Annotated in this window: 21 protein-coding genes; 6 read left to right on the top strand and 15 right to left on the bottom strand. The window is 42.0% G+C overall.

Annotated elements, in window-relative coordinates:
• Nucleotides 1–79: 79 nt before the first annotated feature.
• The 5 genes from FN961_RS01750 to msrA form a co-directional block, all read right to left on the bottom strand.
• Entirely contained in the window at nt 80–388 is a 309-nt protein-coding gene (locus FN961_RS01750) for a hypothetical protein (RefSeq protein WP_143562816.1), read from the bottom strand.
• A 39-nt stretch (nt 389–427) separates the two neighbouring features.
• Complete coding sequence (locus FN961_RS01745; RefSeq protein ID WP_143562815.1) at nt 428–1,684, bottom strand: RNA polymerase sigma factor; 1,257 nt, start codon at nt 1,682–1,684, stop codon at nt 428–430.
• A gap of 29 nt (nt 1,685–1,713) precedes the next feature.
• The gene (locus FN961_RS01740; protein WP_143562814.1) at nt 1,714–2,061 is read right to left on the bottom strand and encodes a YciI family protein; all 348 of its coding nucleotides are present in this window, start codon (nt 2,059–2,061) and stop codon (nt 1,714–1,716) included.
• Between the two features lie 173 nt (nt 2,062–2,234).
• A complete protein-coding gene (locus tag FN961_RS01735; RefSeq protein WP_185972686.1) occupies nt 2,235–3,716 on the bottom strand; it encodes a protein adenylyltransferase SelO in 1,482 nt (493 codons plus the stop codon).
• A 37-nt stretch (nt 3,717–3,753) separates the two neighbouring features.
• Nucleotides 3,754–4,257 carry a peptide-methionine (S)-S-oxide reductase MsrA gene (gene msrA, locus FN961_RS01730; RefSeq protein WP_143562813.1) on the bottom strand — a complete coding sequence of 168 codons (504 nt, stop codon included), beginning with the start codon at nt 4,255–4,257 and terminating at the stop codon, nt 3,754–3,756.
• A 460-nt stretch (nt 4,258–4,717) separates the two neighbouring features.
• Between msrA and FN961_RS01725 the strand changes: the two genes are divergently transcribed.
• Together FN961_RS01725 and FN961_RS25720 are read left to right on the top strand one after the other, a co-directional pair.
• A complete protein-coding gene (locus tag FN961_RS01725) occupies nt 4,718–6,328 on the top strand; it encodes an EAL domain-containing protein (RefSeq protein WP_143562812.1) in 1,611 nt (536 codons plus the stop codon).
• A 155-nt stretch (nt 6,329–6,483) separates the two neighbouring features.
• On the top strand, nt 6,484–6,621 hold the full coding sequence (locus tag FN961_RS25720) for a hypothetical protein (RefSeq protein WP_185972685.1): 138 nt from the start codon (nt 6,484–6,486) through the stop codon (nt 6,619–6,621).
• An 84-nt stretch (nt 6,622–6,705) separates the two neighbouring features.
• Here the strand turns inward: FN961_RS25720 and FN961_RS01715 are convergent, their stop codons facing one another.
• Nucleotides 6,706–7,491, bottom strand: a complete 786-nt coding sequence (locus tag FN961_RS01715; protein WP_143562811.1) for an AraC family transcriptional regulator — start codon at nt 7,489–7,491, stop codon at nt 6,706–6,708.
• Between the two features lie 106 nt (nt 7,492–7,597).
• Between FN961_RS01715 and FN961_RS01710 the strand changes: the two genes are divergently transcribed.
• Nucleotides 7,598–8,851: an MFS transporter gene (locus FN961_RS01710; RefSeq protein ID WP_143562810.1), complete on the top strand. Its 1,254-nt coding sequence runs from the start codon at nt 7,598–7,600 to the stop codon at nt 8,849–8,851.
• 167 nt (nt 8,852–9,018) lie between these two features.
• Here the strand turns inward: FN961_RS01710 and FN961_RS01705 are convergent, their stop codons facing one another.
• The 7 genes from FN961_RS01705 to FN961_RS01675 all read right to left on the bottom strand — a co-directional run bounded on the left by FN961_RS01705 (nt 9,019) and on the right by FN961_RS01675 (nt 17,429).
• Nucleotides 9,019–10,089, bottom strand: coding sequence for a porin (locus tag FN961_RS01705; protein WP_143562809.1), 1,071 nt, complete (start codon nt 10,087–10,089; stop codon nt 9,019–9,021).
• A 264-nt stretch (nt 10,090–10,353) separates the two neighbouring features.
• Entirely contained in the window at nt 10,354–11,073 is a 720-nt protein-coding gene (locus FN961_RS01700) for a DUF3726 domain-containing protein (RefSeq protein ID WP_185972684.1), read from the bottom strand.
• Nucleotides 11,070–12,809: a hypothetical protein gene (locus FN961_RS01695; protein WP_229814595.1), complete on the bottom strand. Its 1,740-nt coding sequence runs from the start codon at nt 12,807–12,809 to the stop codon at nt 11,070–11,072. The genes FN961_RS01700 and FN961_RS01695 overlap by 4 nt, the downstream gene beginning before the upstream one ends.
• A 59-nt stretch (nt 12,810–12,868) precedes the next feature.
• Nucleotides 12,869–14,425, bottom strand: coding sequence for a BCCT family transporter (locus FN961_RS01690; RefSeq protein WP_143562807.1), 1,557 nt, complete (start codon nt 14,423–14,425; stop codon nt 12,869–12,871).
• A 132-nt stretch (nt 14,426–14,557) separates the two neighbouring features.
• Nucleotides 14,558–15,541 (bottom strand): membrane dipeptidase, encoded by a 984-nt coding sequence (locus FN961_RS01685; protein ID WP_143562806.1) that lies wholly within the window; start codon nt 15,539–15,541, stop codon nt 14,558–14,560.
• Between the two features lie 9 nt (nt 15,542–15,550).
• Nucleotides 15,551–16,999: an aldehyde dehydrogenase family protein gene (locus FN961_RS01680; protein WP_373293337.1), complete on the bottom strand. Its 1,449-nt coding sequence runs from the start codon at nt 16,997–16,999 to the stop codon at nt 15,551–15,553.
• A gap of 40 nt (nt 17,000–17,039) precedes the next feature.
• A complete protein-coding gene (locus FN961_RS01675; protein WP_143562804.1) occupies nt 17,040–17,429 on the bottom strand; it encodes a RidA family protein in 390 nt (129 codons plus the stop codon).
• Between the two features lie 158 nt (nt 17,430–17,587).
• Between FN961_RS01675 and FN961_RS01670 the strand changes: the two genes are divergently transcribed.
• Nucleotides 17,588–18,478 (top strand): LysR family transcriptional regulator, encoded by an 891-nt coding sequence (locus tag FN961_RS01670; RefSeq protein ID WP_143562803.1) that lies wholly within the window; start codon nt 17,588–17,590, stop codon nt 18,476–18,478.
• Here FN961_RS01670 and FN961_RS01665 read toward each other — a convergent pair.
• Nucleotides 18,473–19,357, bottom strand: coding sequence for a glutathione S-transferase C-terminal domain-containing protein (locus FN961_RS01665; RefSeq protein WP_143562802.1), 885 nt, complete (start codon nt 19,355–19,357; stop codon nt 18,473–18,475). The genes FN961_RS01670 and FN961_RS01665 overlap by 6 nt on opposite strands.
• A 337-nt stretch (nt 19,358–19,694) precedes the next feature.
• Here FN961_RS01665 and FN961_RS01660 point away from each other — a divergent pair, with 337 nt between their 5' ends.
• Entirely contained in the window at nt 19,695–20,564 is an 870-nt protein-coding gene (locus FN961_RS01660; RefSeq protein ID WP_143562801.1) for an SDR family NAD(P)-dependent oxidoreductase, read from the top strand.
• 103 nt (nt 20,565–20,667) lie between these two features.
• Entirely contained in the window at nt 20,668–21,381 is a 714-nt protein-coding gene (locus FN961_RS01655; RefSeq protein WP_143562800.1) for a substrate-binding periplasmic protein, read from the top strand.
• A 123-nt stretch (nt 21,382–21,504) separates the two neighbouring features.
• Here FN961_RS01655 and FN961_RS01650 read toward each other — a convergent pair whose 3' ends face one another.
• Complete coding sequence (locus FN961_RS01650; protein ID WP_143562799.1) at nt 21,505–23,130, bottom strand: methyl-accepting chemotaxis protein; 1,626 nt, start codon at nt 23,128–23,130, stop codon at nt 21,505–21,507.
• Nucleotides 23,131–23,292: the final 162 nt, after the last annotated feature.

The raw sequence follows: 23,292 nt of genomic DNA, 5'->3' as shown, positions 1-23,292 counted from the left end.
ATTTCCATCGGCTTAAACCACTTAAAAAGAGTAGTTAACGACCTTTGATTTAGCAACTGGGGACCAAGAGCTGAGAATTCTATTTAGCAGTAAAGGGAAGTTTATCTTTATTCATAAACTCCCCATGACTTTCGAGTAGCTTATTTAATTTTGGGGCGATGATATTTTTACAAAAAGGACGGTCACTATCGGTGTAGTAATAGTTTTGCATTTTTTCCGCCGATAACTTGAACTGGTTAAACAGATAGGCTTGAGTCATTAATGTCTCATCAAACGAGGATATCCAGCCTTGCTCGACATGAGTCACCCCCTTTAATGATAAGAAAATCGCCTCGGTACACCAATAACAAGTCCCACTTAACCCAAGCCGCTGAAGCGTACTTGTCATCTCAACCTCCTCTGATCTCAATCGGCATTCTGAATATGATCACTGTTTAGGTTTTCTCTCCAGCACACCTTTTTTTTGCTGTTGTAGATATCGCCTCTCGCTCACCACTGAGGTGAGTGCTAAAGCATGCTCATAGGCCTTTATCGACTCATCAAAACGGTCTAATTTTGATAGAAAATCGGCACGAGTGGCATGAAAAGGTTGGTATGCAGACAAGGATTCAGCTAATGGCTCGATTTTTTGTAACGCATACTCCATACCGTAGATATATGACTCAGCAACAGACAAGTTCAATAGCACCACATCATTTGCTTGGCATTTAAACAATAAGCGATACATCATCACTATTTGCGGCCAATCTGTAGATGCGTAGTTGGGTGCTTGGCAATGAATAGCAGCAATGGCCGCTTGTAGTTGGTATGGCCCCATTTCACCCAATGTTAGCGCTAGCTCTAAACGCCGACTCGCCTCAGTGATGACTTTCCTATCCCACAGCTCACGAATTTGATGTTCTAATGGAATAAACATCCCATCACCGGTTTGCCTCGCTGCACTCCTTGCGTGGCATAACTGCATTAATGCCAGTAATCCTTGCGCCTCAGCATGGTTAGGCTGCAATTGTGACACCAAATCTGCCAGATACAGTGCTTCTTCACACAGATCAAACCTGAGTTGTTCGTCTCCTTTTTGGCAGACGTAACCCTCATTGAAAATAAGGTAGATAACCTTAAGGACTACCGTGATACGACCTGCCAGCTGATCATGTGTAGGTAAACCATAACGAATGCCACTCAAACGGATCTTGTTTTTTGCTCTGCTCAGCCTCTGGCCTATTGTTGCGGGCTTATCAAGAAAACCACGCCCTATCTCCGTTGTCGTTAACCCCGCAATAAACCTCAGAGACATAACCACACAGGTTTTCTCCTCCAGAGCGGGGTGACAACAAATCAACATCAACTTTAAACGTTCATCAGGCAGTTCAATCTCTTCAATGTCTGCGATGTTATCCACTGAGGCATCGAAGTCTATTTGAGCACTGAGATCTGACACCACGCCCTGAAAGCAATGTTCACGACGTATGGTATCAATTGCACGATGGCGAGCGGTTTTTAATATCCAAGCTCTAGCATTATCTGGGATGCCCTTATACCAAGCTCGCAGTGCCAATGCCTGAGCATCCTGAAACGCCTCCTCACAGCGCGCTAAATCCCCAAACTGACCCATTAACGTCGCCATGATCCGGCCTTTGTCTTGGCGTACCAGTTTATCTAACTGCTCAGAGATCAGCTTAACCACTGATATCACCTGTCAAAGGGAAGCTGATATTAATATTCCGCTACCGGACGGACTTCAACCGTGCCCCATTTAGCCACTGGGATCTTAGCGGCGTACATCAAGGCTTCTTCTAAATCCTTGCAATCAAGTAAATAGAAGCCCCCCAACTGCTCTTTGGTTTCAGCAAAAGGACCGTCATGCAACTCTGACTGGTTAGCGCGCACTTTTATTGATGTCGCTGTACTGGCATCCTGCAGTCCTTCACCCGCAATAAACACACCTTTATTTTTATACAGCTCAGTGAGCGTCATAAACTCTTGGATCATCTCATCCCACTCAGGCGTATTGTATTGCGGCTCGTTCTGAGGCTGGGCATAGAGCAATGCTAAAAATTTCATTTATATCTCCTTGATATCAATAGATATGTATTACATTTTTTTATTTAAACAATAGGTGTATCTAAGCTAATCTGAACAAACCTATTAATTAGCGTAGATACATTAAAGACGAACCAAGGAGTGACATTTCTACATTGAGTCAAAAATAAAATGACTGCTTCACTGCAATACCATTATGTTCCGCAGAAGGTAGTGTAAGATCCGAACTCCAAAGGCGCTGCTTCAGCATATTCCTGCGCATCTGCTTGCTGTGTATATGGGGTGGCTAATACGGTGATTAACTTCTCAAAAGGCTGATAATCACCTCGCTGCTCTGCAGCTTCGATAGCTCGCTCAACTTGATGATTCCTTGCGATATAAATAGGATTCGCCAAGTTCATCATGGCGATGCGTTCTGGCATTGAAAGCGTATCTCTTGCCAAACGTGCTAACCAGCTTTCTCGCCATAACAAAAACTTATCAGCATTGTTAAATAGCGTTTGGCTTTCATTAGTCCCTTTTTCTACATCGTCGGCAAGTTGACGGAACAGATGAGTAAAGTCCACCTCCTCTCCAGACATAGATTCAAGCAGTTGTTCACCTAAGGCAAAGTCGTCCTCTTCTTCCGTCGAGAGTCCCAGTTTAGCCCGCATACCTGTAACCCAATGGTGCTGAAAAACATCCCAAAAATCAGTCACGGCTTTAGTGGCTATTTCAATCGCTTCATCTTGATCTTCATGGAGTAATGGCAATAACGTTTCAGCTAATCGAGCAAGATCCCATTGAGCCATAACGGGCTGATTACTGTAGGAGTAGCGTCCATCTCTATCGATAGAGCTAAACACAGTGTCAGCGCCATAGTTGTCCATAAAAGCACAAGGACCATAGTCGATAGTTTCACCACTAATAGTCATATTATCGGTATTCATCACGCCATGAATAAAACCAACCAATAGCCATTTCGCCACCAGCTCAGCCTGCTTATCTCTCACTGCACAAAGGAAGTCTACATAAACCTGTTTACTCCCTTTAAGCTCAGAATAATGACGAGCTATCGCATAATCAGCTAACTGTTTGACCTTCTCTTGCTCACCGCGGGATGCAAAGTATTGGAAGGTTCCAACGCGTAAATGACTCGATGCCACACGGGTTAACACTGCCCCCGGCAGATATTGAGTGCGGTAGATAGGCTCACCTGTTGTCACGACAGCAAGCGCTCTTGTGGTTGGAATATCCAGAGCAAACATGGCCTCACTCAAAATGTATTCCCGCAGTACTGCACCCAGTACCGCTTTACCATCTCCGCCTCGTGAAAATGGAGTTCGACCCGAGCCTTTAAGCTGGATGTCCAGTCGCTTACCCTCTTGGTCCAGCACCTCGCCAAGTAGCAAGGCCCGACCGTCCCCCAATTGTGGGCTGAAGCCGCCAAACTGATGTCCGGCGTAGGCTTGTGCCAGCGGCAATGAACCCACTGAGACCTCGCTACCAGAGAAGACTTGCGCTAGCGACTCAGAGTCAGTGTTACTCAACCCGATGCGCTCAGCCAAAGGTCGGTTGAGCTTAATCAGTTCCGGGACTGGTGCTTTAGCTCCCGAGCAAGTGAGATAAAAATCTTCCAGTTCTTTGGCGTAACTGTTATCAAAAGCTAAACCCAGATCGATCTTTTCATCACTCATCTTTATGTCCATTTTATCAAAACTGTGTGTCGTAAACCTATGAGTCTTCATGGGGTAAAACCCAATCAGGGCGAGGAAAATGACAAGTGTAACCGTTAGGTCTGAGTTCAAGGTAATCTTGATGTTCAGGCTCTGCTTGCCAAAAGTCACCAGCTGGAGAAAGCTCAGTCACCACAGTCCCAGGCCAGATCCCTGAAGCATTGATCCGCGCGATCATCTTTTCGGCTAACGTTTTTTGTTCATTAGAGTCATAAAAGATAGCTGAGCGATAAGACGCTCCTTTGTCGTTGCCTTGTCTGTCTGATGTTGATGGATCATGTATTTGAAAAAAGAAAGCTAAAATCTCATTGAAACTTGTCAGCGTATTATCAAATAAAATCTCAATGCCTTCAGCATGATTACCATGATCTCTATAGGTGGCATTAACAACATCACCACCGGTATAACCTACTCGCGTGGATATTACGCCAGTACGCTTACGGATAAGATCCTGCATTCCCCAAAAACATCCACCCGCTAAAATCGCTTTTTCTACTGCCATGAATCTATCTCCTAACATACTCAAATTACTTGGGCATATACATTTAATGACTTGAATCTAGCACTACTCAAATTTATAACATTTAACGGATATAAGACCATTCTTTCACAAGAAAAATTTCCAGCAGCCACGTGCCTTTTAACTTTGCCTTTGTGCTCACTCCCCTTGATTCTAGGGTGCAACAACAGCATTAATTCGTCTACTCAAAACCTTTAAATACAGCCGATCACACGTAAAAAACCAATTAAGGCAAGAGAATCAATCGAATAATGGTGACATCATACTTTATCACTATTTAGATTAACCTTTTAAATTCTGTGCTTTAGTTCACAGAAGCAAATGTAATTAGGTGGATAATGCGCCTCCTTAACCGTACACGCAATGTACAGCTAACTTAATAGCTAGATCAGCTAAACCTATATTTCACGTTTGCGACAACGCCCTCTTAGAGACTACAACCTTGCTAACTAAGCTTCCACCTCGCTTATACCATTATTTAAAATTCCCATGGTTTAGCACCCTGCTTATTTTTATTATCCCTTTATTGTTGGTGGCATTAATTCACCCGCAAGTGGCACAATATGAGTTAGTAACCAAACTTCAGCAGGATTTTGATCTGCTCGAAGAGCTTATGATAGAACGTATGTTATCTTCCTCTACTCCAGAAGCAGAAGGTATCTTAGGCCAACTCACTTGGACCTGTAGTGAAGCAGATATCGCCCTATTAAAAAGTCCTGAATTCAGCCCTGACATGGTACGGCTTGTTCAAATGGAGCTCGCTAATGGCAAGAAGTGCTCTAACTTGTCAGTGCCATATTACTATGAAGCTGATGACACTAAGATATTGCCAGACACGCCGGTTAAAATAAGTACGTCGATTAATCGAAACCCGTTTTTCCGTAACTTTATTTTTGAAATCCCTGTCGGTGAACACCGCTTGGTTGGAGTTGCCAATAGCACTGTATTCAATAGTTTTTTGAACGAGCTTTGTCCTAACTGTTATCAAGTCGATATTCAGTATCATGATTTACCTTTAGTTTCACGAGGTAAGCAGACTGTCTCTAATACAAAAAACAGTCGGAGTATTACCCGTTATATTCCCTCTTTAGACTTGACCCAAACCTTGATCAGTGGCGATGCCATGTTTCTAGATTATAAAGAAAAAAGCTGGCTTCATTTGTTGTCCCTAAGTTTAATTTTATCCTCCTTATGTGGCATCTATTTTTGGCATTGGTTGCACCAACAAGTCTCCTTGGAAAACATGCTTGAAAACGGTTTGAAGAATAATGAATTTATCCCTTACTATCAGATAGTCATTGACTCTCGCACCAATGAAATTGTGGGGCAAGAGATGCTGGTTCGCTGGCAAAGAAGTGATGGTGAATTGGTATCGCCAAACCAGTTCATTCCCTATGCAGAAGACTCGGGGCTTGTCATTCCGATCACTGAGTCAACATTGGCACAGGTCAAACAAGATATGCCTATGCTTATTGGTTGGGTCAGCGTCAACATTGTTGCTGAACACCTTGAGAAAGGGCTGCTAAGCCAATGGTTTGAAAAGCACGCCAACCAAGACACTCAGCGACTCAGCTTTGAATTAACCGAGCGTAAACCGATGGCCCACTTTGAGAAAGCCATCATAGAGATCAACCAACTGACTTCTCACTGCAAAGGTTTTAAGTTGGATGATTTTGGCACTGGATTTGGGGGCTTTAGTTACCTACAAAGACTTGGGCTTAACTGTATAAAAATCGATAAAATGTTTATCGACACTATCGGCACCGACGATTTAAAGGCGGGCGTACTTAACGCGATTATCGCATTTGGACACGAGTCTAAAATGGAGATGATTGCTGAAGGCGTTGAAACTCAAGCCCAAGCTGACTACCTCAGCAAAAAGGGGGTCTACTTACACCAAGGCTACCTATATTCTCAGCCTATGCCCTTAGATAAACTGCAGAATATTTATGGCCGCTACAACCAACGTAGAAACAACGCTGAATGTATCAACAGTTTCACGCCTAAATTTCCATTACAAAAGTACATACCTCACCCTAGAAAGCTTTGGTAGAAATCCGCAAACGACCAGAGTATGACATTGACTCAAGAGCCCGTTCAAACAAGAACGGGACCGCTAATACCAATCAGTATAAGAAGTTGATCTACTCAGAGTGTCTTTTGGCAAACTAATTCAAGGCGAATGGATAATAGAATGGTTGTTCCCTTGTGAGTTCATTCAACGTAGAAGTAGAAAGCCAAAAACACTCCTTACTGGCGAGTTTTAGCGGTGCTGATACTGTGTTAACGAGCTTGACCGTAGAACAACTATGCTCTTCACTCGTTGCCTTGCCTCAGCACCGCTAAACTCTCGCTGAGCGATCAAATCTTTATACTGATTGGTATAAATTCTCGCTGAGTGATCAAATCTTTATATTGATTGGTATAAGGTTAATCCTTTTGCTTCATATACTGTTTTGGCGGTTGGCCTAAGGTCTTCTTAAAAAAAGTAATGAACGCACCCACTGACTCATAACCGAGTTCATCAGCAATACGTTGCACTGAATCCCCAGTCGTTAACTTTTGCAGGGCTAACACCAGATGCAATTGACCTCGCCAGCGACCAAAAGTCAGCCCTGTTTTCTGTTTAACCAGTCTGGCTAAGGTACGCTCACTCATGGCATGCTGCTTAGCCCACTCTCCCACACCACGCCTATCAGCTGGCGTTGCCATCAGTTGTGACGCTATGGCATTTAACCTCGGCTCTGCTGGAATTGGGAAGTCAAAGTGCTCGGTTGGCATGCTTTGTAATTGTTCAATTAACACATCCACTAGCTTAGCTGTAGGACTGTCAGCAAGGTAGCGTTGCTCTTGTTCGCATAAATAGATGATTAACTCACGCACTAAGGGCGACACGGATAACGTACAACTTTTATCTGGCATGCCTTCGACATCAGGATCGATGAACAACATGCACACCTCTGCATTACTGGAGATCTTATTACTGTGGGGAACCTGACTTGGGATCCACACTGCACAGTTGGGAGGTACCATCCAGATAGCATCAGCAATTTTGCACTTTACAAACCCACTCAAGGCCATAACAAGCTGGCATTTATGATGTTGATGAAAAGGGGTTTCTGCTTCTCTGTCTCCTCCGGTCGCCCTTAATGAGACCACTTTCTGCGGATAACTGTCGGAATGAAAATCTGTAAACACAGGCGGTTTTGAGTGCATGACTTGACCGTTTTTAGATATATAAAGTCACTATAACTTAATTCAGCAATAAAAATGAGGAGTAATATACCTCTATATCAGCAGTGTCTAAAATGAGGAATTTTCAGTGACACAAGTTCAACCTTCTCGAATCAACAATACGGCTTTCTTACTCTTCGGAATTTTATTAATTGCCATCTCTCTGCGAAGCCCTATCACTGGTGTTGGTCCGTTACTCGATCTAATCAGAGACCAGCTTAATCTATCAGCCACTCAAGCTGGCATGTTAACGACACTGCCTTTACTGGCTTTTGCTATTTTCTCACCTGTTGCTTCAAAGTTAGCGAGAAAGCATGGTCTTGAACACGCGCTGATGACCTCATTAATATTGGTGCTTACAGGGATCACCATGCGCTCATTAGGGTCGACGACGACATTGTTTATCGGCACGGTTACCATAGGGGCAGGAATAGCCATTGCCAACGTTTTGTTGCCTAGCTTAATGAAACGAGATTTTCCAAACAAGGTCACAACCATCACCTCTATCTATGTGCTCATGATGGGAGTGGGTTCAGCGCTGAGTGCCAGTTTAGCTATTCCGATGACACACTTAGCAGATACTCTAGCCATCTCTTTTATTCCCAATTGGGCCTTCGCTTTGGGTGGGATAGTCATCTTCCCCATCATCGCTATCTTGGTCTGGTTACCTCAGATGAGAAACCATACTCCTCCAACAGCAGATATCACCGAACTCGATAGCCACAGTTACCTTTGGCGCTCGGCTCAAGCATGGCAAATCACGCTATTTTTGGCCTTTAATTCATTTTTGATGTACATCTTTATTAGCTGGCTGCCCACCATTTTGGTCGATAAAGGTTACAGCCATGAACAAGCAGGTGTCATTCATGGATTACTGCAACTTTTCACCGCCGTACCTGCGATTGTATTGATCCCGCTTATGTCCAGAATTCAAGATAAGCGACTATTGAGTTTGAGTTTAACCTTACTGGCCTTTATCGGTATTACAGGGTTAATCATCGCCCCTTCACTCGCCATATTGTGGGCCATGCTATTTGGATTTGGTGCTGGCGGTGGTTTTATCGTCGCTTTAGCCCTCATCAGTCTGCGAACATCTGATGCACATCAAGCTGCAACCCTCTCTGGCATGGCTCAATTTTTGGGTTATTTGCTTGCGGCAACGGGTCCCATAATGATGGGAGCTATTCATGAACAGATGCAAAGCTGGACTTTACCGCTAATAATCTGTGCATTGAGTAATGTGCTCTGGAGCATCTTTGCCCTACTTGCATCCAAGAGCGATATTATCCTTCCTCCGAAAAAAAGCTTTCATTCTAAAAGCGATAATTTTTTATCGACCTAGTTATTCCTTCTCAGAATAAGAAAAGGCGCCCTGAAAAATCATAGGGCGCCTTTGAACTACCAGGGTTGGGTTCTAAAACCAGTTTTCTAAAAAAGAGTCCTAAATTCAGTGTTCTAAATTTAACTCTTATCTAAAGCACTACTGCTTTAGATAAGTGCACAGTGACCTTAGAAATCAAATTGTACACCGACGAGCACTGTATCAGCCGCAATAAATAACTCCTCAGCTTCATCTCCCCACATGCTATATTCCGCATAAAACTTGCCATACTTATGCGGGTAGATAACATCAATTAGGAAGTGATCGGTGTCGACATTCACATTGCTTTTTGAGGTCATATCAACGATTGAATATGCCGCTTGTACCTGCACATCAGTAAACTTATACCCTACGTAGATTTCATAGACTTTCTCATCAACCATCTCGCCAGCAGCTGGTAAACCTTCATAAAATCTTAGATCTTCAGATATTTGATAGTGCGCAGCTAAGCTTAAGTTCTCGTGGTTATACACCACTTGAACCGAATCGATACTGGCTTCTTCAACAAATGAATCAACGGCAAAGCGGGCAGCAGAGAAAGTCAGATCTTGCCACGTGTATTTTGCAGCAATATTGTAACCAACCAAGCTCTCATTATCGGTTCCCGCTGCGTTTGATTTAACATCACCATCATTTAAAATAGCCATGGCCGATGCTTGAAATCCATTGAGATCTGGGGTGGTATACGTGACCGCTCTATCAGGCCTTAACACCTCAACATAGTGCCCATTACCCGCCTCATCATAGCCAAATAAACCATAACGGCTAGTGTGACAAATAACCCCTGAAGACTCATTGGTACAGCCAGCAGATTGGTCAACATCGGCAAAGATATCAATGGCGTTATTGGTGTAGTTCCATTGTGGCGAATACTGCTTACCAATTAACAGTGAACCATATTCACTCTCTAGACCAATATTGGCCAATCGTGCGCGGGTATCACTTCCAGCAAAAGAACCATCGCTAGTAAATAGTCTAAACTCAACGTTATAACTGGCTTTAATGCCATCCAAAATTTCTGCACTTCCAGCAGCACCTAATCGAGAATAATTATCCTTATATTCAAGCTCACCTTTATTCGTATCTTGTACTTGAGCTCTAATACTGCCATACCAATCAAACAGCTCACCAGCGTGGCTAGTTGGAGACAAAAGAACAATTGAAGTCGCGATAGCACTTATAATTTTTTTATATTTCATCGTAGTTTCTAAACCTTATATTAATATATTTTTGATAGATTTAAATTCCAACATTATGAATGTTTTTAATATTCGAAGTCACAACTAACCAGATAGTTATCAATCATCAGCTTGATAACGTACAATTAAGATTCAAAGAAAATCATTCGAGTTGATACAGTTTATATTCGCACTTTATTATTTAATCACCTAACGGTTAATAGTTATTAACCAATAAGTAAAACTTATCAATTAAATTTAAACCGTGAGGTAGTTAGACTATAGTTAAATGACATTCCCACTGGGAACTAATATCGCTTGTGAAGACTCTTTTAATTTTTCCCAGTCAGATAACTGAATAGAAATACCATTAGACCATGAGTCTTCTTGGTACCTTTTCAGCTCAGCAGATGAGATATGTTGCTGGTAATCAGCCGCACTAGGTAACGAAAATGTGCTGTTGCTCAGTTCTATCGTGAGTTTCCGACTTGCAATGAATGATCCATCATTATCACGACTCATTAAATTATTAATATATATTTCAGGTAGTTTATTTCCTGAGTTAAGTAGATATTTAATTGTAATGGGTTCAAAAAAATCATCCCAACACGTTTTAATTGATATTCCATCTTTAGAAAGCTTGCATAACTCTCCAAATGCCAACCAACGGTTACAGCAATTTTCAATATTTAATTTAACGTTATTATTTTCGAGCAACTTATCTGATATATAACCAAGTATGGTTGGTAGATGACATAATATACTCTCATTATTTAAATCTATATTAATCTCCGAATCTGATTCAAACGTAATATTACAGGGCTTAACATTTGTCTGGTTTAGATAGTTAAGCGCAGTAATAAAATGTTTTATGCCATGTAAACCAACCATCTCGAGATCGGCAACCATATTAGCAATCAGATCGGCTTCTCCATAAGGCAATCTCAAACCTGAAAATGCTTTACTGGTCACTGCGACCAACTCGTTATGAGATACTAAAATCATGCATGCTTCTCCACGTGACTTTTTGATGAGAAGTCTGGCAGTATCGGAAATAACCATTCATTTGGATGGATTTCATTCATTAATGGGGCGCCTTGAAACAGAGTCACCCTGACCCAACGATCAGATCTTGGATCAAACTTTGTGGCTCCGAACATCGATAACTTACAGCGCAGTAAATTCATCGGTAGTGCTTGTTTGGCCAGTACATTCATCTGGATATCTCCCATATGACAATGGCCTAAGGTCCAAACTCTTCTCACAATACCGGCATACTGAGGTGATGCTAATAAAAACTCTGCAAGGGTACTGGTATCTGGCTCAGTAATTAGTACCTGATATAGCTGATTAACTTGCCGAGCAACATCAAGTGGTAACTCTTTATCTTCTCCAGCTTCAATGCCCCTTACGCCTAAACGAGGCTCCTCTTTATCTTCAGATCGATACCAGAACCAATATTTATTTTCATCTTGGCTAAAATCAATTTCTATCGCCCATAAATAGCGACTTTTAAGCACTTCAAGCATTTGACGAATACATGTCCCACGAGGAATGGATAAGGATTCATCGGCATTCATTGATTCCTCAAACGGATCGACAACCTCTGGATAACACTCAATCAGGCAAGCAAGAAATACCTCTTGCGATTCAAGATTAAACCTTTGATTATATTGAATCTGCCGTTCCCACTTAAGTTTTTGATTTTTAGTATAATCAATGAACTTAATCATCTCAGACAGATCCAAAACGGCTTGATAATTCAACTGCTGCTGATACTCATCAATTGTCACCACTTGTTCTAAGTGTGTACGTGCTCGCTGGAGTAAATTCAGTAGTAAACGGCTATCAGCTTCCTGTGCTTCTTTCTGGCTAATTAAACCAATCACCTTTTCGCGCTGAGACAGCCACTGATCGACGATTCTTGGGTGATTAATCAAGTATGGCGCCATACCAAGCCCTGTGGCATTACCAACCCCAAGATAACGCTGTAACCCAATGTCTAACTCGACTGCCTGCTCGCCTCCAAGCTGCTTAGCTAAGTCATTAACCCAATCGAGGCTAAACTGCCTTAAAATATACACTGCACACATTTGGGCACTAAAAGAGAGATCGAAATCTGGGTTATTTTGTAATATCTCAAAATCTGCGATACCAAATTTACCATTGCCGTAAACGGCGGTCGTTCTCAATATATAGCCAACTTGAGCAAGCACCGCCGTATCTGGTTGCTTACCCGCTGCCAATGAACTGACTAAATGTTCGAATACCCGCACACTTTTATTAGCACGAGCCAGTACAATCACTTGAGTTGAATTTCTTCCCGCTTCCTGTAAAGGCACATTATTTTGCAGTTGTTTAAGCAAGTTTTCATCAATCTCGCCTATCACTAAGGCAAAGGTGATATCCCACTTTTCAGCAATAACGCGATCAATACGGTCTTCATCATTCATCTCATTGGAGAAAATCACCAAATGATAATCTTGATTAGGTGTCGTCAGCTTATATATAGCGACACCAAAGCCTTGAGAACTGATCTCCCATTGAGCGACATTAAGCTGCCACTCTTTATGATACATACGTCTTAATAAGCTTCTTACAAAGCTAAGACGAGTTTGATGCATCGCCCCTAATCTTCTAGGATCCATTACTATCGCTGGATCTCGCATTGAGACTCCAGATTGATGTTCGTATGAGTCTGACATGCTTGACATCATCTCCTGTTCATTCTCACGATGCATAAATCACCCCACCAAATAGAAAACAGTGCAGCTACACATGCTAGCTGCACATTATCGGTTTATAGACCTTGTTCTTTTGCCATCTTCATGGCTATTTGTGGTCCATTCCATAGGGACGGCAGTAGGATCAATGACACCGGAACAGCGGTTATTACAATAAATGATTGCAATGCGCTCACTCCTCCAGAACCTAAGGAAATCAAGATAATGGCTGTAACCCCCATCATAATTCCCCAAAAAACACGAATAACTGCATTAGGTTCTGCCTTACCACTCACAACCACGCTAATTGTATAAGTCATTGAATCACCTGTGGTGACAATGAATATGGTGGTTAAAATTAAGAATAGGATCGAGATAACCATAGGGAAAGGTAATTGATTAGTCACTGCTAATAAAGCACCTGGCAAATTAAATCCTTCGAAGGCTTTACTAATTGAACCCGGATTAGCGATTTCGAATGCCAATCCTGAGCCACCAACGACAGTGAACCAGAAACATGTGATCAACGGAGCAATGATACAGATAGAGAAAACAATTCTTCTAATGGTGTAGCCTCTGGAGATCTTAGCAAGGAAGATCGCCATCATGGGACCATAACCAATAAACCAACCCCAGAAGAACACGGTCCACCAGCTTAACCACGCTTCATCACCACGGTAAGTCGCCATAGGGATAAAGTTATCGATCATCGTCCCCACCCCTTGAAGGTAGCTATTAACGATAAAGTTAGTTGGACCAAATATTAAGATATAGATGATCAGACCTACCGCTAAGATGACGTTATATCGACTGAGGATCTGAATCCCACGGTTAACGCCACTGAGAGCTGAAACTGTATAAATAACAATTGCTAACATTACAATGATTAACTGTGTAGTGAAGCCATCCGGAATACCGAACAGTGCATTTAAGGCAAAACTCAATTGCAAACCAAGAAAGCCAATTGGGCCGATAGTGCCCGCTGCAACCGCAATAATGCAGCAAGCATCAATCGTAGCACCCGTCATGCCTTTCAAGGCGCGCTCACCTAAAATAGGATAGAGCAAGGTTCTTGGTTGAAGCGGTAAACCTTTGTCGTAGTGAAGGTGCATCAATACGATTGAGGTCAAACTGCCTAAAATGGCCCACGCTAAAAATCCCCAGTGCATAAAAGATTGTGATAGTGCATTAAAGGCACCTTGCATCTGATCTTCTTGTGCACCGTAGAGAGGTGGAGGTGAAACAAAGTGAGCAATAGGTTCAGCAGCAGCCCAAAATACGCCACCACCAGCGAGTAAAGTACACAGAATTATCGCCATCCATTTAAAACCATCTAACTCAGGTTCATCAAGGTTGCCTAAACGGACATTACCCGTCTTGGCTGAAGCCAAAGCAATGGCGATAAAGAAGGTCAGTAACATTAATATTTGCCAGAATGGTCCAAAGTAATTTACAGACCAAGCGAAGCCAACATTAACGATTTCAGACAGGAGCTGACTATCAAATAGCGCTAAGATGACGAACAAGGTAATAAAACCACCGCTCATCCACAAAGCTGGATTATCGACTCCTAATTTTGCCATAACGGATTCAGGTTTATCCGCCATAGCTGTGCTATCGGTTATATTAGACATTTATTGTCTCCAAGCATTAAACTGCTTTTTTTTGCACATATCAGCTTCATTATTTTGTTCTACTAATTATGAAATACTGATAACAACACGCTCTTAAATAATATGAGTGATGATTACATCATTCGGTTTTTGTTATTTTTTTAAACTTAATTCCAAGAAATTAAACCAATTACCACCAATAATTTGATTAACTTCCTCTTGGGCAAAACCATGTTCAAGTAAGCCTTGATAGATATTTTTCATGCCATTTTTAGCATCAAACCAAGGTAAAGCGTCAGGCCACCCAGAGTTTGACGACGATCCTTCGCCATAATCCATCGACTTTGACCAGCGACCATTTCGCATCCATTCCAGTACTGACTGTGGCTGGTTTAAACATAAATCACTGCCAATCGCTAAATGTTCAACACCGATTAAATCTGCTGTTCTAGCGACCATCTCGCAGAAGTCACTTAGCTGACATTGGCTTCCATTTGGCAGGTGAAATGGGTACAAGCTAAATCCCAATAACCCGCCTGTTCCTCCTAAGGCCTTCAACACATCGTTCGATTTATTTCTTAATGCATCGTGAGCAAAAGTCGGATTTGCATGACTGATGCAAATTGGACGGGTTGAGATTTCAATTGTGTCTAAGGTTGAGCGTTCCGCGCTGTGGGACATGTCGATAATCATGCCGACGCGATTCATCTCCTTAATGACCTGCTTACCAAAGCGGGTCACACCAGAATCAACTCTTTCATAACAACCCGTCGCCAGTAAGCTTTGATTGTTATAGGTGAGCTGCATGATAAGTAAGCCTTGCTTACGCATCACTTCAACGAGATCAATCTCATCGTCAATAGGTGAACAATTTTGCGCACCAAATATGATCCCAACTCGGCCCGATGCTTTGGCGAGCGCAATATCACTCACGCCATCAACAGGAATGATCACATCACTGTTTTGCTCAAATAATCGATTCCATTGGCCAAAAAGGCTCAAGGTTTGACGAGCATCTTCATGATAAGCAAGCGTCACATGCACTGCTGTAATACCGCTGTCCCTCAAGGTGATAAAGTAATCTCGGGTCCAATTGCAATACTGCAAACCGTCAATAATAATTTGATTCTGGTACATAGAATCCCCTTAATATGGACGCAGGTAAGTGGTTTTGACGATGGTATAGAACTCTTTGGCGTATTGGCCTTGCTCTCTAGGACCAAAACTTGACTCTTTACGGCCGCCAAACGGAACGTGGTAATCGGTACCCGCTGTTGGCAAGTTCACCATGACACAGCCTGTTTGAGCCTGCTGTTTGAACATGGCGCTACTGCGTAAGCTTTGAGTGATGATCCCGCCGGTTAAGCCAAAGCGCGTATCGTTAACAGTCGCGATTGCTTCATCCAGATTGTTCACCCTAATAATGCTAGCCATGGGAGCAAACACCTCCTCCTGGTTCACTGACCAACTGTTTTCAGTCTCTAACAATAGCGTCGGTGACATGTAGTAGCCTTCATGCTCTAACGTCAGTCTTTCGCCACCAAAGCCCACTGATGCACCTTGAGCTTTGGCTTTATCAAGCCAGTCAAAGTTAGCGTCTAGTTGTGTTTTATCGACAATAGGCCCCATGAAGACACCTTCTGACAGGGCGTGGCCAACTTTCAAGCCAGCCATACGTTTAATCAGGGCATCAACATATTCATCATGAATACTATCTAATACGACGAGTCTTGAAGAAGCGGTACATTTTTGGCCTGCACCTGAAAACGAACCCATGATGGTCGCTTCGACAGCGATGTTGATATCAGCGTCATCAGCAATCACCAACGCGTTTTTACTGCCCATTTCCAGTTGGCAACGAACAAAATTAGCCGCAGTAGCCGTGGCAACTTTTCGCCCTGTATCCACAGAACCGGTAAAGCTAACACCGTCAATATCAGCAGAGTTAATTAAGGTATTCCCCACTTCAGCACCACTACCGAGTACTAGATTAAAAGTCCCCGCTGGCAAGCCTTGTCGATGAATAATTTCAGTTAGTGCTACGGCGCTGGCAGGCGTTAAATTTGCTGGTTTCCAGATAACGCTATTACCAAAAGCCAGTGCTGGAGCGATCTTCCAAGCCGCAGTTGCTGTTGGAAAGTTCCAAGGAGAAATAACAGCAACAACGCCTAATGCTTCACGTGTCACCTCAACGGATACACCAGGGCGAACCGACTCTGCGATATCCCCCATCTGCCTTAACACTTCTCCGGCAAAATACTGGAAGAATTGCCCAGCTCGGTATATCTCACCTCTGCCTTCTGCAAAAGGTTTGCCCTCTTCACATGAGAGTAATTTGCCCAACTCATCACAACGTGCAATTAACTCGTCACCAATCCCTTGTAGAACACGCTGCTTTTGCTCTAACGGAGTATGTTCCCATTGAGGTTGAGCATGTCTTGCTGCTTCAATCGCATCGACAACCTGCTGCTTGCTGGCCTGAGAGAACTCGCCTAAGCTTGAGGTAATATCAGACGGGTTAATGTTGGTTTTTGTACTAGTACCAGAGTGCCACTCACCATTAATATAAAGCGATTTTTCTGCAGAAAATGTCATTTTGAATCCCATTTTTTTATTTGATTTTATTGGTTATTGATTAATTGACTGCCGCATAAACGACGAGTTCGACTAACATTTCTTCTCGTGCCAGTCCGGCAATCACCATCGCTGCTCGGTTTGGATATGGAGTGGTAAAATATTGACTATATACTTGATTAAATTCAGCTAAATAACTACGGTCAGTAACATAAATAAGCACTTGCAACACAGCATTTGAATCCACACCCGCTGCATCTAACGTATGCATTAAGTTCTCCATAACCTGCTTTGATTGTGCGCCTATGCCACCAGCAACAACGTCGCCTGATGAATTGATAGGAATTTGGGCGGTATATAAAGTCCCATTATTAATAACTGCCCACTCTAATGGTGCCTTAGATGCGTAAAGTTCTGTTTTCACGGGTTGTTTTATTAAGCTTGCAGTCATTCTTTACCTTTATTAACAATTGTTATTGCGTAATGTCTAAATTATGCGCAAGAATAAGTAATCAATCGAACGCTTTATTTTTTACGATTGATAAGTTTTTTTTATCGTTATATCCATGGTTCTATCTGAACCGTTTAAAAAAAGGCAAACAGGTCGTTATGGACATTAAACTTCAGCAGTTAAGGTATTTCTCTCTCGTCGCTGAAAAAGGCGGTTTTAGAGCCGCATCTGATACAGCAAACCGCTCTCAAGCTGCCTTATCAACTTCAGTTAAAGAGTTAGAGAAAATCTTAGAGCAAGCGTTATTCGATACTGGTCATAAGGCAAAGCTCACCCCTTATGGCGAAGTATGTTTACCAATGGTCAATCAGTTTCTAGACCTCTATCAATCATTGAATAATGATCTTAGGGCGGCGGCCAAAGGACAGTTAGGCTGTTTAAAAATAGCTTCTGTGCCTTCCGTTGCCGCTAAACTTCTGCCAAAAGTATTGGCCTTTTTTTGCAATGATCACCCTGACGTTCATGTGTCATTAATCGATGATAATGCGGTAGGAATTGAGAAAAGATTACTCGCCGGAGAGGTTGATTTAGCCTTAGGGAATTGCCTGCATATTAATGATCATAGAATAGAGTTTTTCCCGCTTTTCACTGACCCACTAGGCCTTGTTTGTCAAAAAGAGCACCCACTTGCCATCCATACACAAGGGGTTGATTGGACGGATATAAGCCCATTTCCTTTCGTCAAAAATGGCACTTGTAGACTGCTCGCCGCGACGCCTGCGGCTGCGTTAGCAGAACAAGCAAACTATGATGTCGAGAATATTACTTCATTATTTTCAGTGCTCGAATTAGGCGTCGGCGTCACCACCCTCCCTAAACTAGCCTTTCCTCTAGAAAACAAAAACTTAGTTTGGATACCACTCAAAACACCTTTTATAGAACGAGAAATTGGCATTTTTCGTTCTATAGAAAGGCATTTATCCCCCCAAGCTGAGGCGTTTTTACAACTTTGTCAGACTCAATTTGAAAGCTGCAACACTCAACTATAACCAAGGAAGAACAGGCCCTACAGGGACAATACCTGTGGTATTTTGTGCTTTAAAACTAAAGAAATAATGTTGTTTTATGTAGCCGACATCCAGTGTCGAAGCAAATTGAGGATTGTCTAGCAAATGCAACATGTATCGATATAGATTTTTGTATGAACCCAGTTGATATTTATTCGCTTTAAACAGGCATTGATAAACAGCTTCGAATCTAATAAGCGTCGGCCACAGATAAACATCAGCCAGTGTTAATTGCTCACCTATTAGGTAAGTTTGCTTCGCTAACCTTTTGTCTAATATTGCTAAGCTCTTAAATAATGACTCAACCTGAATATCATACGACTCTTGAATATGTGCAAAGCCAACCCTGTAAACACCCGTATTGATGTTGTGATGAAGCCATTTGCATAACTCATCTATTTCTTTTTTTAACTCAACGGGATACAGATCCATTGGCGTCGTCGCGAGTGAAAGCCAATCTGTCGCAAAACATTTCGCTAAATAGGCAGAATCATCATTAACGATGGTTTGCAGCTCTTTATCCCACAGAACAGGCACTGTCACCTTGCCTGAAAAATCAGATTTGGATTTTACATAAAGCTCGGATAGCCTTGATGCTTGGTTAAGAGTATCTGGATACTCACTGTCAAACTGCCAGCCTAAATCAAAGCGTTTAGCGGCTAGCGTAGATATCGATACATGCTCCTCCAATCCGAGTAAACGCATTACCAGATAGGGGCGATGAGCAAATGGACAAGCCTTACTGATATAAAGATGAAACCGATCCGTTTCCGGAATAAAGTCTTTATTAAAAACATCAACTTGTTCCAATGATGACTCATCTTGTAATGATTGCCACTTCCCCTTATTTAACACAGGCATAATTTTCCCTACTTATATTAATACCAATACAGTCACATACATTGATTCTAGAAATAGAAGATTGACGCTTCTATTTTCTTATCCGAATATGACACTTAACAATCGTTTTGTGAGCTGTCATCTCACATTGTCGTGATTCAAACCACTCTAACCTACAAATCAAACCTACCACCCGATAGGTAAGTTAACTCTAATATTCCAATGAGGACTTGTCAATACCAAGTATTCGCTATATAAATTAAACTAGTTTTTAAACTTTGTTAGAAACAACAAAATAAACAATCTACTCCCCCTTCGATAGTGTTCAATGACTCGATAAAAATAATAAGGCTGATAGATGAGCAATGAACTTGGTCATGAAATAAATGTTAAAACCGAAAGCTCTATACCAACAATATTAATTACGGGTGCCTCAAAAGGCGTAGGCGCAGCGTGCGCTATTGGATTTGCAAAAGCTTTTCCACAAGGAGTAAATTTAATACTCGCAGCACGAGGGTTAGCTGGATTACAAGCACTCGAAAATACACTCGTACTGTATCCTAAAGCAAAGGTGCTGACACTAACCGCTGATATTGCCGATCTAGAGGCATGCCAGACTCTGGTAGATAAAGCCGTTGAGCAATTTGGCTGCATTAACGTGTTAATCAATAATGTGGGTCTGCACCATAGAGGTAATTTTAGCGAGCGAACACCAGCTCAAATTGCTGCCATGGTGGATTTGAATCTTAAGTCTCCTCTCTATCTTAGCGCCCTTGTATTACCCCACATGCCAGATCCTACAACTGGTAAGCGCAATGCCATTATTATGGTAGGCTCTTTAGCAGGGCGAGCTCCATTGCAGGGCGCTGCGACTTACAGCAGCACTAAATCCGGATTACGGGCCTTCACCTATGCTCTGCATGATGAGCTTAAAGACAGAGCGATTAATGTCGCAGTTGTCTCACCAGGTCCAATTGATACCAGCTTTATCATGGATGAAATCGATGAAGTTGAAGATATTGTCTATTCGCAACCCATGAGTAGTCCAGAACAGGTCGCCAATGCCGTCATCAAACTCTCACAAGGCCAAAATGCTGAAATAGCCATGCCATGGTTCAGTGGTAAGCTCACCACTTTAGGTTATCTATTTCCTCGCTTTAGACGAGCAACTCGTGGCTTACTTTATAAAATAGGCAAAAAAAATAAAGATAAATACCGTCAACGCTAATATTAACAACCTATGTTTATTAGCCGACAAATAGAAAATAATGCACTTAACACTACACTATAATAAAACCATTATTTTTATAAGTTAATTACGGGGCCTTAAAATGAAAGGGAATATTATTTTATTCGTGCTGTTAACGCTTACCACAATGGAATGCATTGCTAAAGAATACCAGTTTGTCTCAATTGAAAACTTAATAGAGCAAGAAGTTGGCCGTAAAGTGTTACCGCATTTCTATCAGAAACTGGGACATACCATCACCATAAAGCCACTGCCGGGTAAACGGGCCTCCAGCATGCTCTCTACGGGCGAAAAAGATGGTGAAATCATGCGTATTTTTTCCTACGGAATAGAATACCCACATGCAATACGAGTTCCTACTCCCTATTATTCACTGCAGACGATGGCTTTTTACAAAAAAGACAGCGGAGTTGTGATCAATCGAAAGGAAGATCTTGAACACTATAAAATCGTCAAAGTCAGAGGAGTAAAGCATACCGATAACATAACCAAGGGCATGCCTTTTGTTTACGATATGGACTCCACTCAAGCCATGATGGACTTTCTCGAATTAGGTCGAGCCCAAATTGCGCTCACGAATACCATTGATGGCCTTTTAACTATTAAAGCGCGAGGTTACACCGATATCGTCAATCTAAATGAGCCGTTAGATGAACTCTATTTATATCACTATATTCACCAAGATCATCCACAACTGGTTGTTGAAATAAATAACGTTATTAAACAGATGAACGCCAGCGGTGAACTCGCCAATATTATTAAACAAGCAGAGAAAGCTGTTTTTACTCAAGATTAAAGTCAACATCTGTTTTTTCCTTAGCTAACGCATATTTTCTAGCTATAACGGAAAACAGACATCAATATCAAGCCCTCTTAATAGCAGTAAACGAGGGCTTATTTCCCAAAGTAAAGATAGAGTTTATAACTTAAACTGACCCACTTGAGAACGCATATTCTCCGCTAGAGAACTCAGTTCCTCTACCGAACTCGACAGTTCATGGGAGGAGTCAGTCGATGCCAAAGCAATATCACTGATTGTGATGATACTTCGATTAATGCTTTCAGCCACACAGCTCTGCTCTTCCGCAGCGGTTGCAATTTGAGTATTCATATTGCTGATATTATCGACTGAACCTACAATCTTATTGAGTGCATCTCCTGCCATGTTAGCCTTATCATTTGCATCATTAACCTGCTTAATCCCCAACTCCATAGAGACCACTGCTTGCTGTACCCCTTTTTGCAGTCGCTCAATCATAGATTCAATCTCTTGAGTCGAGTTCTGAGTACGTTGAGCTAATGTTCTTACTTCATCGGCAACAACGGCAAAACCTCTGCCCTGCTCTCCTGCTCTAGCAGCTTCAATCGCAGCATTTAACGCCAGTAAGTTTGTTTGCTCAGCAATCCCCTTAATGACGTCCAGCATGCTGCCGATGTTTCTGCTTTCATCAGACAATTTAGTAATGACCTCAGCAGCTTGTTTTATCTGCTCCGAAAGCGAGGACATACTCGTAATTGACTGCTGAACAATCAGATCCCCATTAGCTGCACTAGTATCTGCATCTCTTGCTGAATCAGCAGCAACCGTCGTATTTTGAGCAACCTCAGCCACTGTTGCGACCATCTGGTTCATCGCCGTAGCAGTTTGCTCTGTCTCCGATTGTTGCTCATACATGCGTTCACTGTTTTTAAGTGTAAATTCACGTAGCTTGATCGTCGAATCTCCAACAGTATTCGAGGCATGGAAGATCGATTCTAAAATCTCACGCAAGTGGTTAATGACTAAGCTTAGATTAGAAGATATTTGACCTAACTCATCATCATTAAACGTATTGAATTGCACAGTAAGATCGGAGTCTTTCTGAATGGTATTCAACTTATTAACAATATCATTTATCGGAAGCATTACCGCTCTGGTCACCCAGAGTCCAATGAGAATACTCGCAATCACAGCAATTAAGTTCAGAGTAATAAATAGAACAACGGACGAAGAATAGATCTCACTGACTTTATGTTTTTCTTCACCCGCCACTCTTAACTGTAGAGCCACTAGCTCTGAAATTTTAGCACTGACAGGATCAACAACATCATAGAGGGGTAAAATATCATGACTCAACTCTCCAGTAATATCTCCTTCTAATCCATCAAGCTTTTGAATAATCTGTGCTACAGAAGTATCCGCTGCAGAAAATAATCTATTCGCTTCTCGGCTTAATTGGGCTTCTTCCTCTGTGAGATTGGTGCTCAAAAAGGCCTGCCACTTTTCACTAATACTCAGGCTAGCATGCCGTAAAATTTTACTCGCTTCTTCAGCACTTAACGCACCGGCATTGGCCTTATTTATAGCATCGATAATATAGACGGCATAATCATCGCCTATTACTTTAAGCTCCTCTAAAGGCACAACTCTATCGTTATAAATACTTACTACGCCGGACTCAATTTTGCCCATCATATTGACAGCAAGAAAGCAGATACAGCTCATAAGGATGAGCGGAATCAGTAAGCCTAATGTCATTTTCTGTTTTATTTTAAAGTTGAACATTGAATAAGCCTTTCACGATATGGAAACTAGCCTCTATGATATCGACACCAGTAATCCTTTAATTGGGTCGGCCTTGACACAATATAATAACAGGATTAAAAAACGATAAACAACTGGTTAACACCCGTAAATCGACATATTTGGTTGTTAAATTAAAAGCAG

The sequence above is a fragment of the Shewanella hanedai genome (genome assembly GCF_007197645.1).
Classification (GTDB): Bacteria; Pseudomonadota; Gammaproteobacteria; order Enterobacterales; family Shewanellaceae; genus Shewanella; species Shewanella hanedai.
Note: the sequence above shows the minus strand (reverse complement) of the source record. Positions and strands in the feature narration are given on the sequence as shown.

Excerpts from the sequence above, each read along its gene's own strand:
- FN961_RS01750 (WP_143562816.1), bottom strand. The coding sequence starts at position 388 with ATGACAAGTACGCTTCAGCGGCTTGGGTTAAGTGGGACTTGTTATTGG.
- FN961_RS01740 (WP_143562814.1), bottom strand. The coding sequence starts at position 2,061 with ATGAAATTTTTAGCATTGCTCTATGCCCAGCCTCAGAACGAGCCGCAA.
- FN961_RS01735 (WP_185972686.1), bottom strand. The coding sequence starts at position 3,716 with ATGAGTGATGAAAAGATCGATCTGGGTTTAGCTTTTGATAACAGTTAC.
- msrA (WP_143562813.1), bottom strand. The coding sequence starts at position 4,257 with ATGGCAGTAGAAAAAGCGATTTTAGCGGGTGGATGTTTTTGGGGAATG.
- FN961_RS01715 (WP_143562811.1), bottom strand. The coding sequence starts at position 7,491 with ATGCACTCAAAACCGCCTGTGTTTACAGATTTTCATTCCGACAGTTAT.
- FN961_RS01705 (WP_143562809.1), bottom strand. The coding sequence starts at position 10,089 with ATGAAATATAAAAAAATTATAAGTGCTATCGCGACTTCAATTGTTCTT.
- FN961_RS01700 (WP_185972684.1), bottom strand. The coding sequence starts at position 11,073 with ATGATTTTAGTATCTCATAACGAGTTGGTCGCAGTGACCAGTAAAGCA.
- FN961_RS01695 (WP_229814595.1), bottom strand. The coding sequence starts at position 12,809 with ATGCATCGTGAGAATGAACAGGAGATGATGTCAAGCATGTCAGACTCA.
- FN961_RS01690 (WP_143562807.1), bottom strand. The coding sequence starts at position 14,425 with ATGTCTAATATAACCGATAGCACAGCTATGGCGGATAAACCTGAATCC.
- FN961_RS01685 (WP_143562806.1), bottom strand. The coding sequence starts at position 15,541 with ATGTACCAGAATCAAATTATTATTGACGGTTTGCAGTATTGCAATTGG.
- FN961_RS01680 (WP_373293337.1), bottom strand. The coding sequence starts at position 16,999 with ATGACATTTTCTGCAGAAAAATCGCTTTATATTAATGGTGAGTGGCAC.
- FN961_RS01675 (WP_143562804.1), bottom strand. The coding sequence starts at position 17,429 with ATGACTGCAAGCTTAATAAAACAACCCGTGAAAACAGAACTTTACGCA.
- FN961_RS01670 (WP_143562803.1), top strand. The coding sequence starts at position 17,588 with ATGGACATTAAACTTCAGCAGTTAAGGTATTTCTCTCTCGTCGCTGAA.
- FN961_RS01665 (WP_143562802.1), bottom strand. The coding sequence starts at position 19,357 with ATGCCTGTGTTAAATAAGGGGAAGTGGCAATCATTACAAGATGAGTCA.
- FN961_RS01660 (WP_143562801.1), top strand. The coding sequence starts at position 19,695 with ATGAGCAATGAACTTGGTCATGAAATAAATGTTAAAACCGAAAGCTCT.
- FN961_RS01655 (WP_143562800.1), top strand. The coding sequence starts at position 20,668 with ATGAAAGGGAATATTATTTTATTCGTGCTGTTAACGCTTACCACAATG.
- FN961_RS01650 (WP_143562799.1), bottom strand. The coding sequence starts at position 23,130 with ATGTTCAACTTTAAAATAAAACAGAAAATGACATTAGGCTTACTGATT.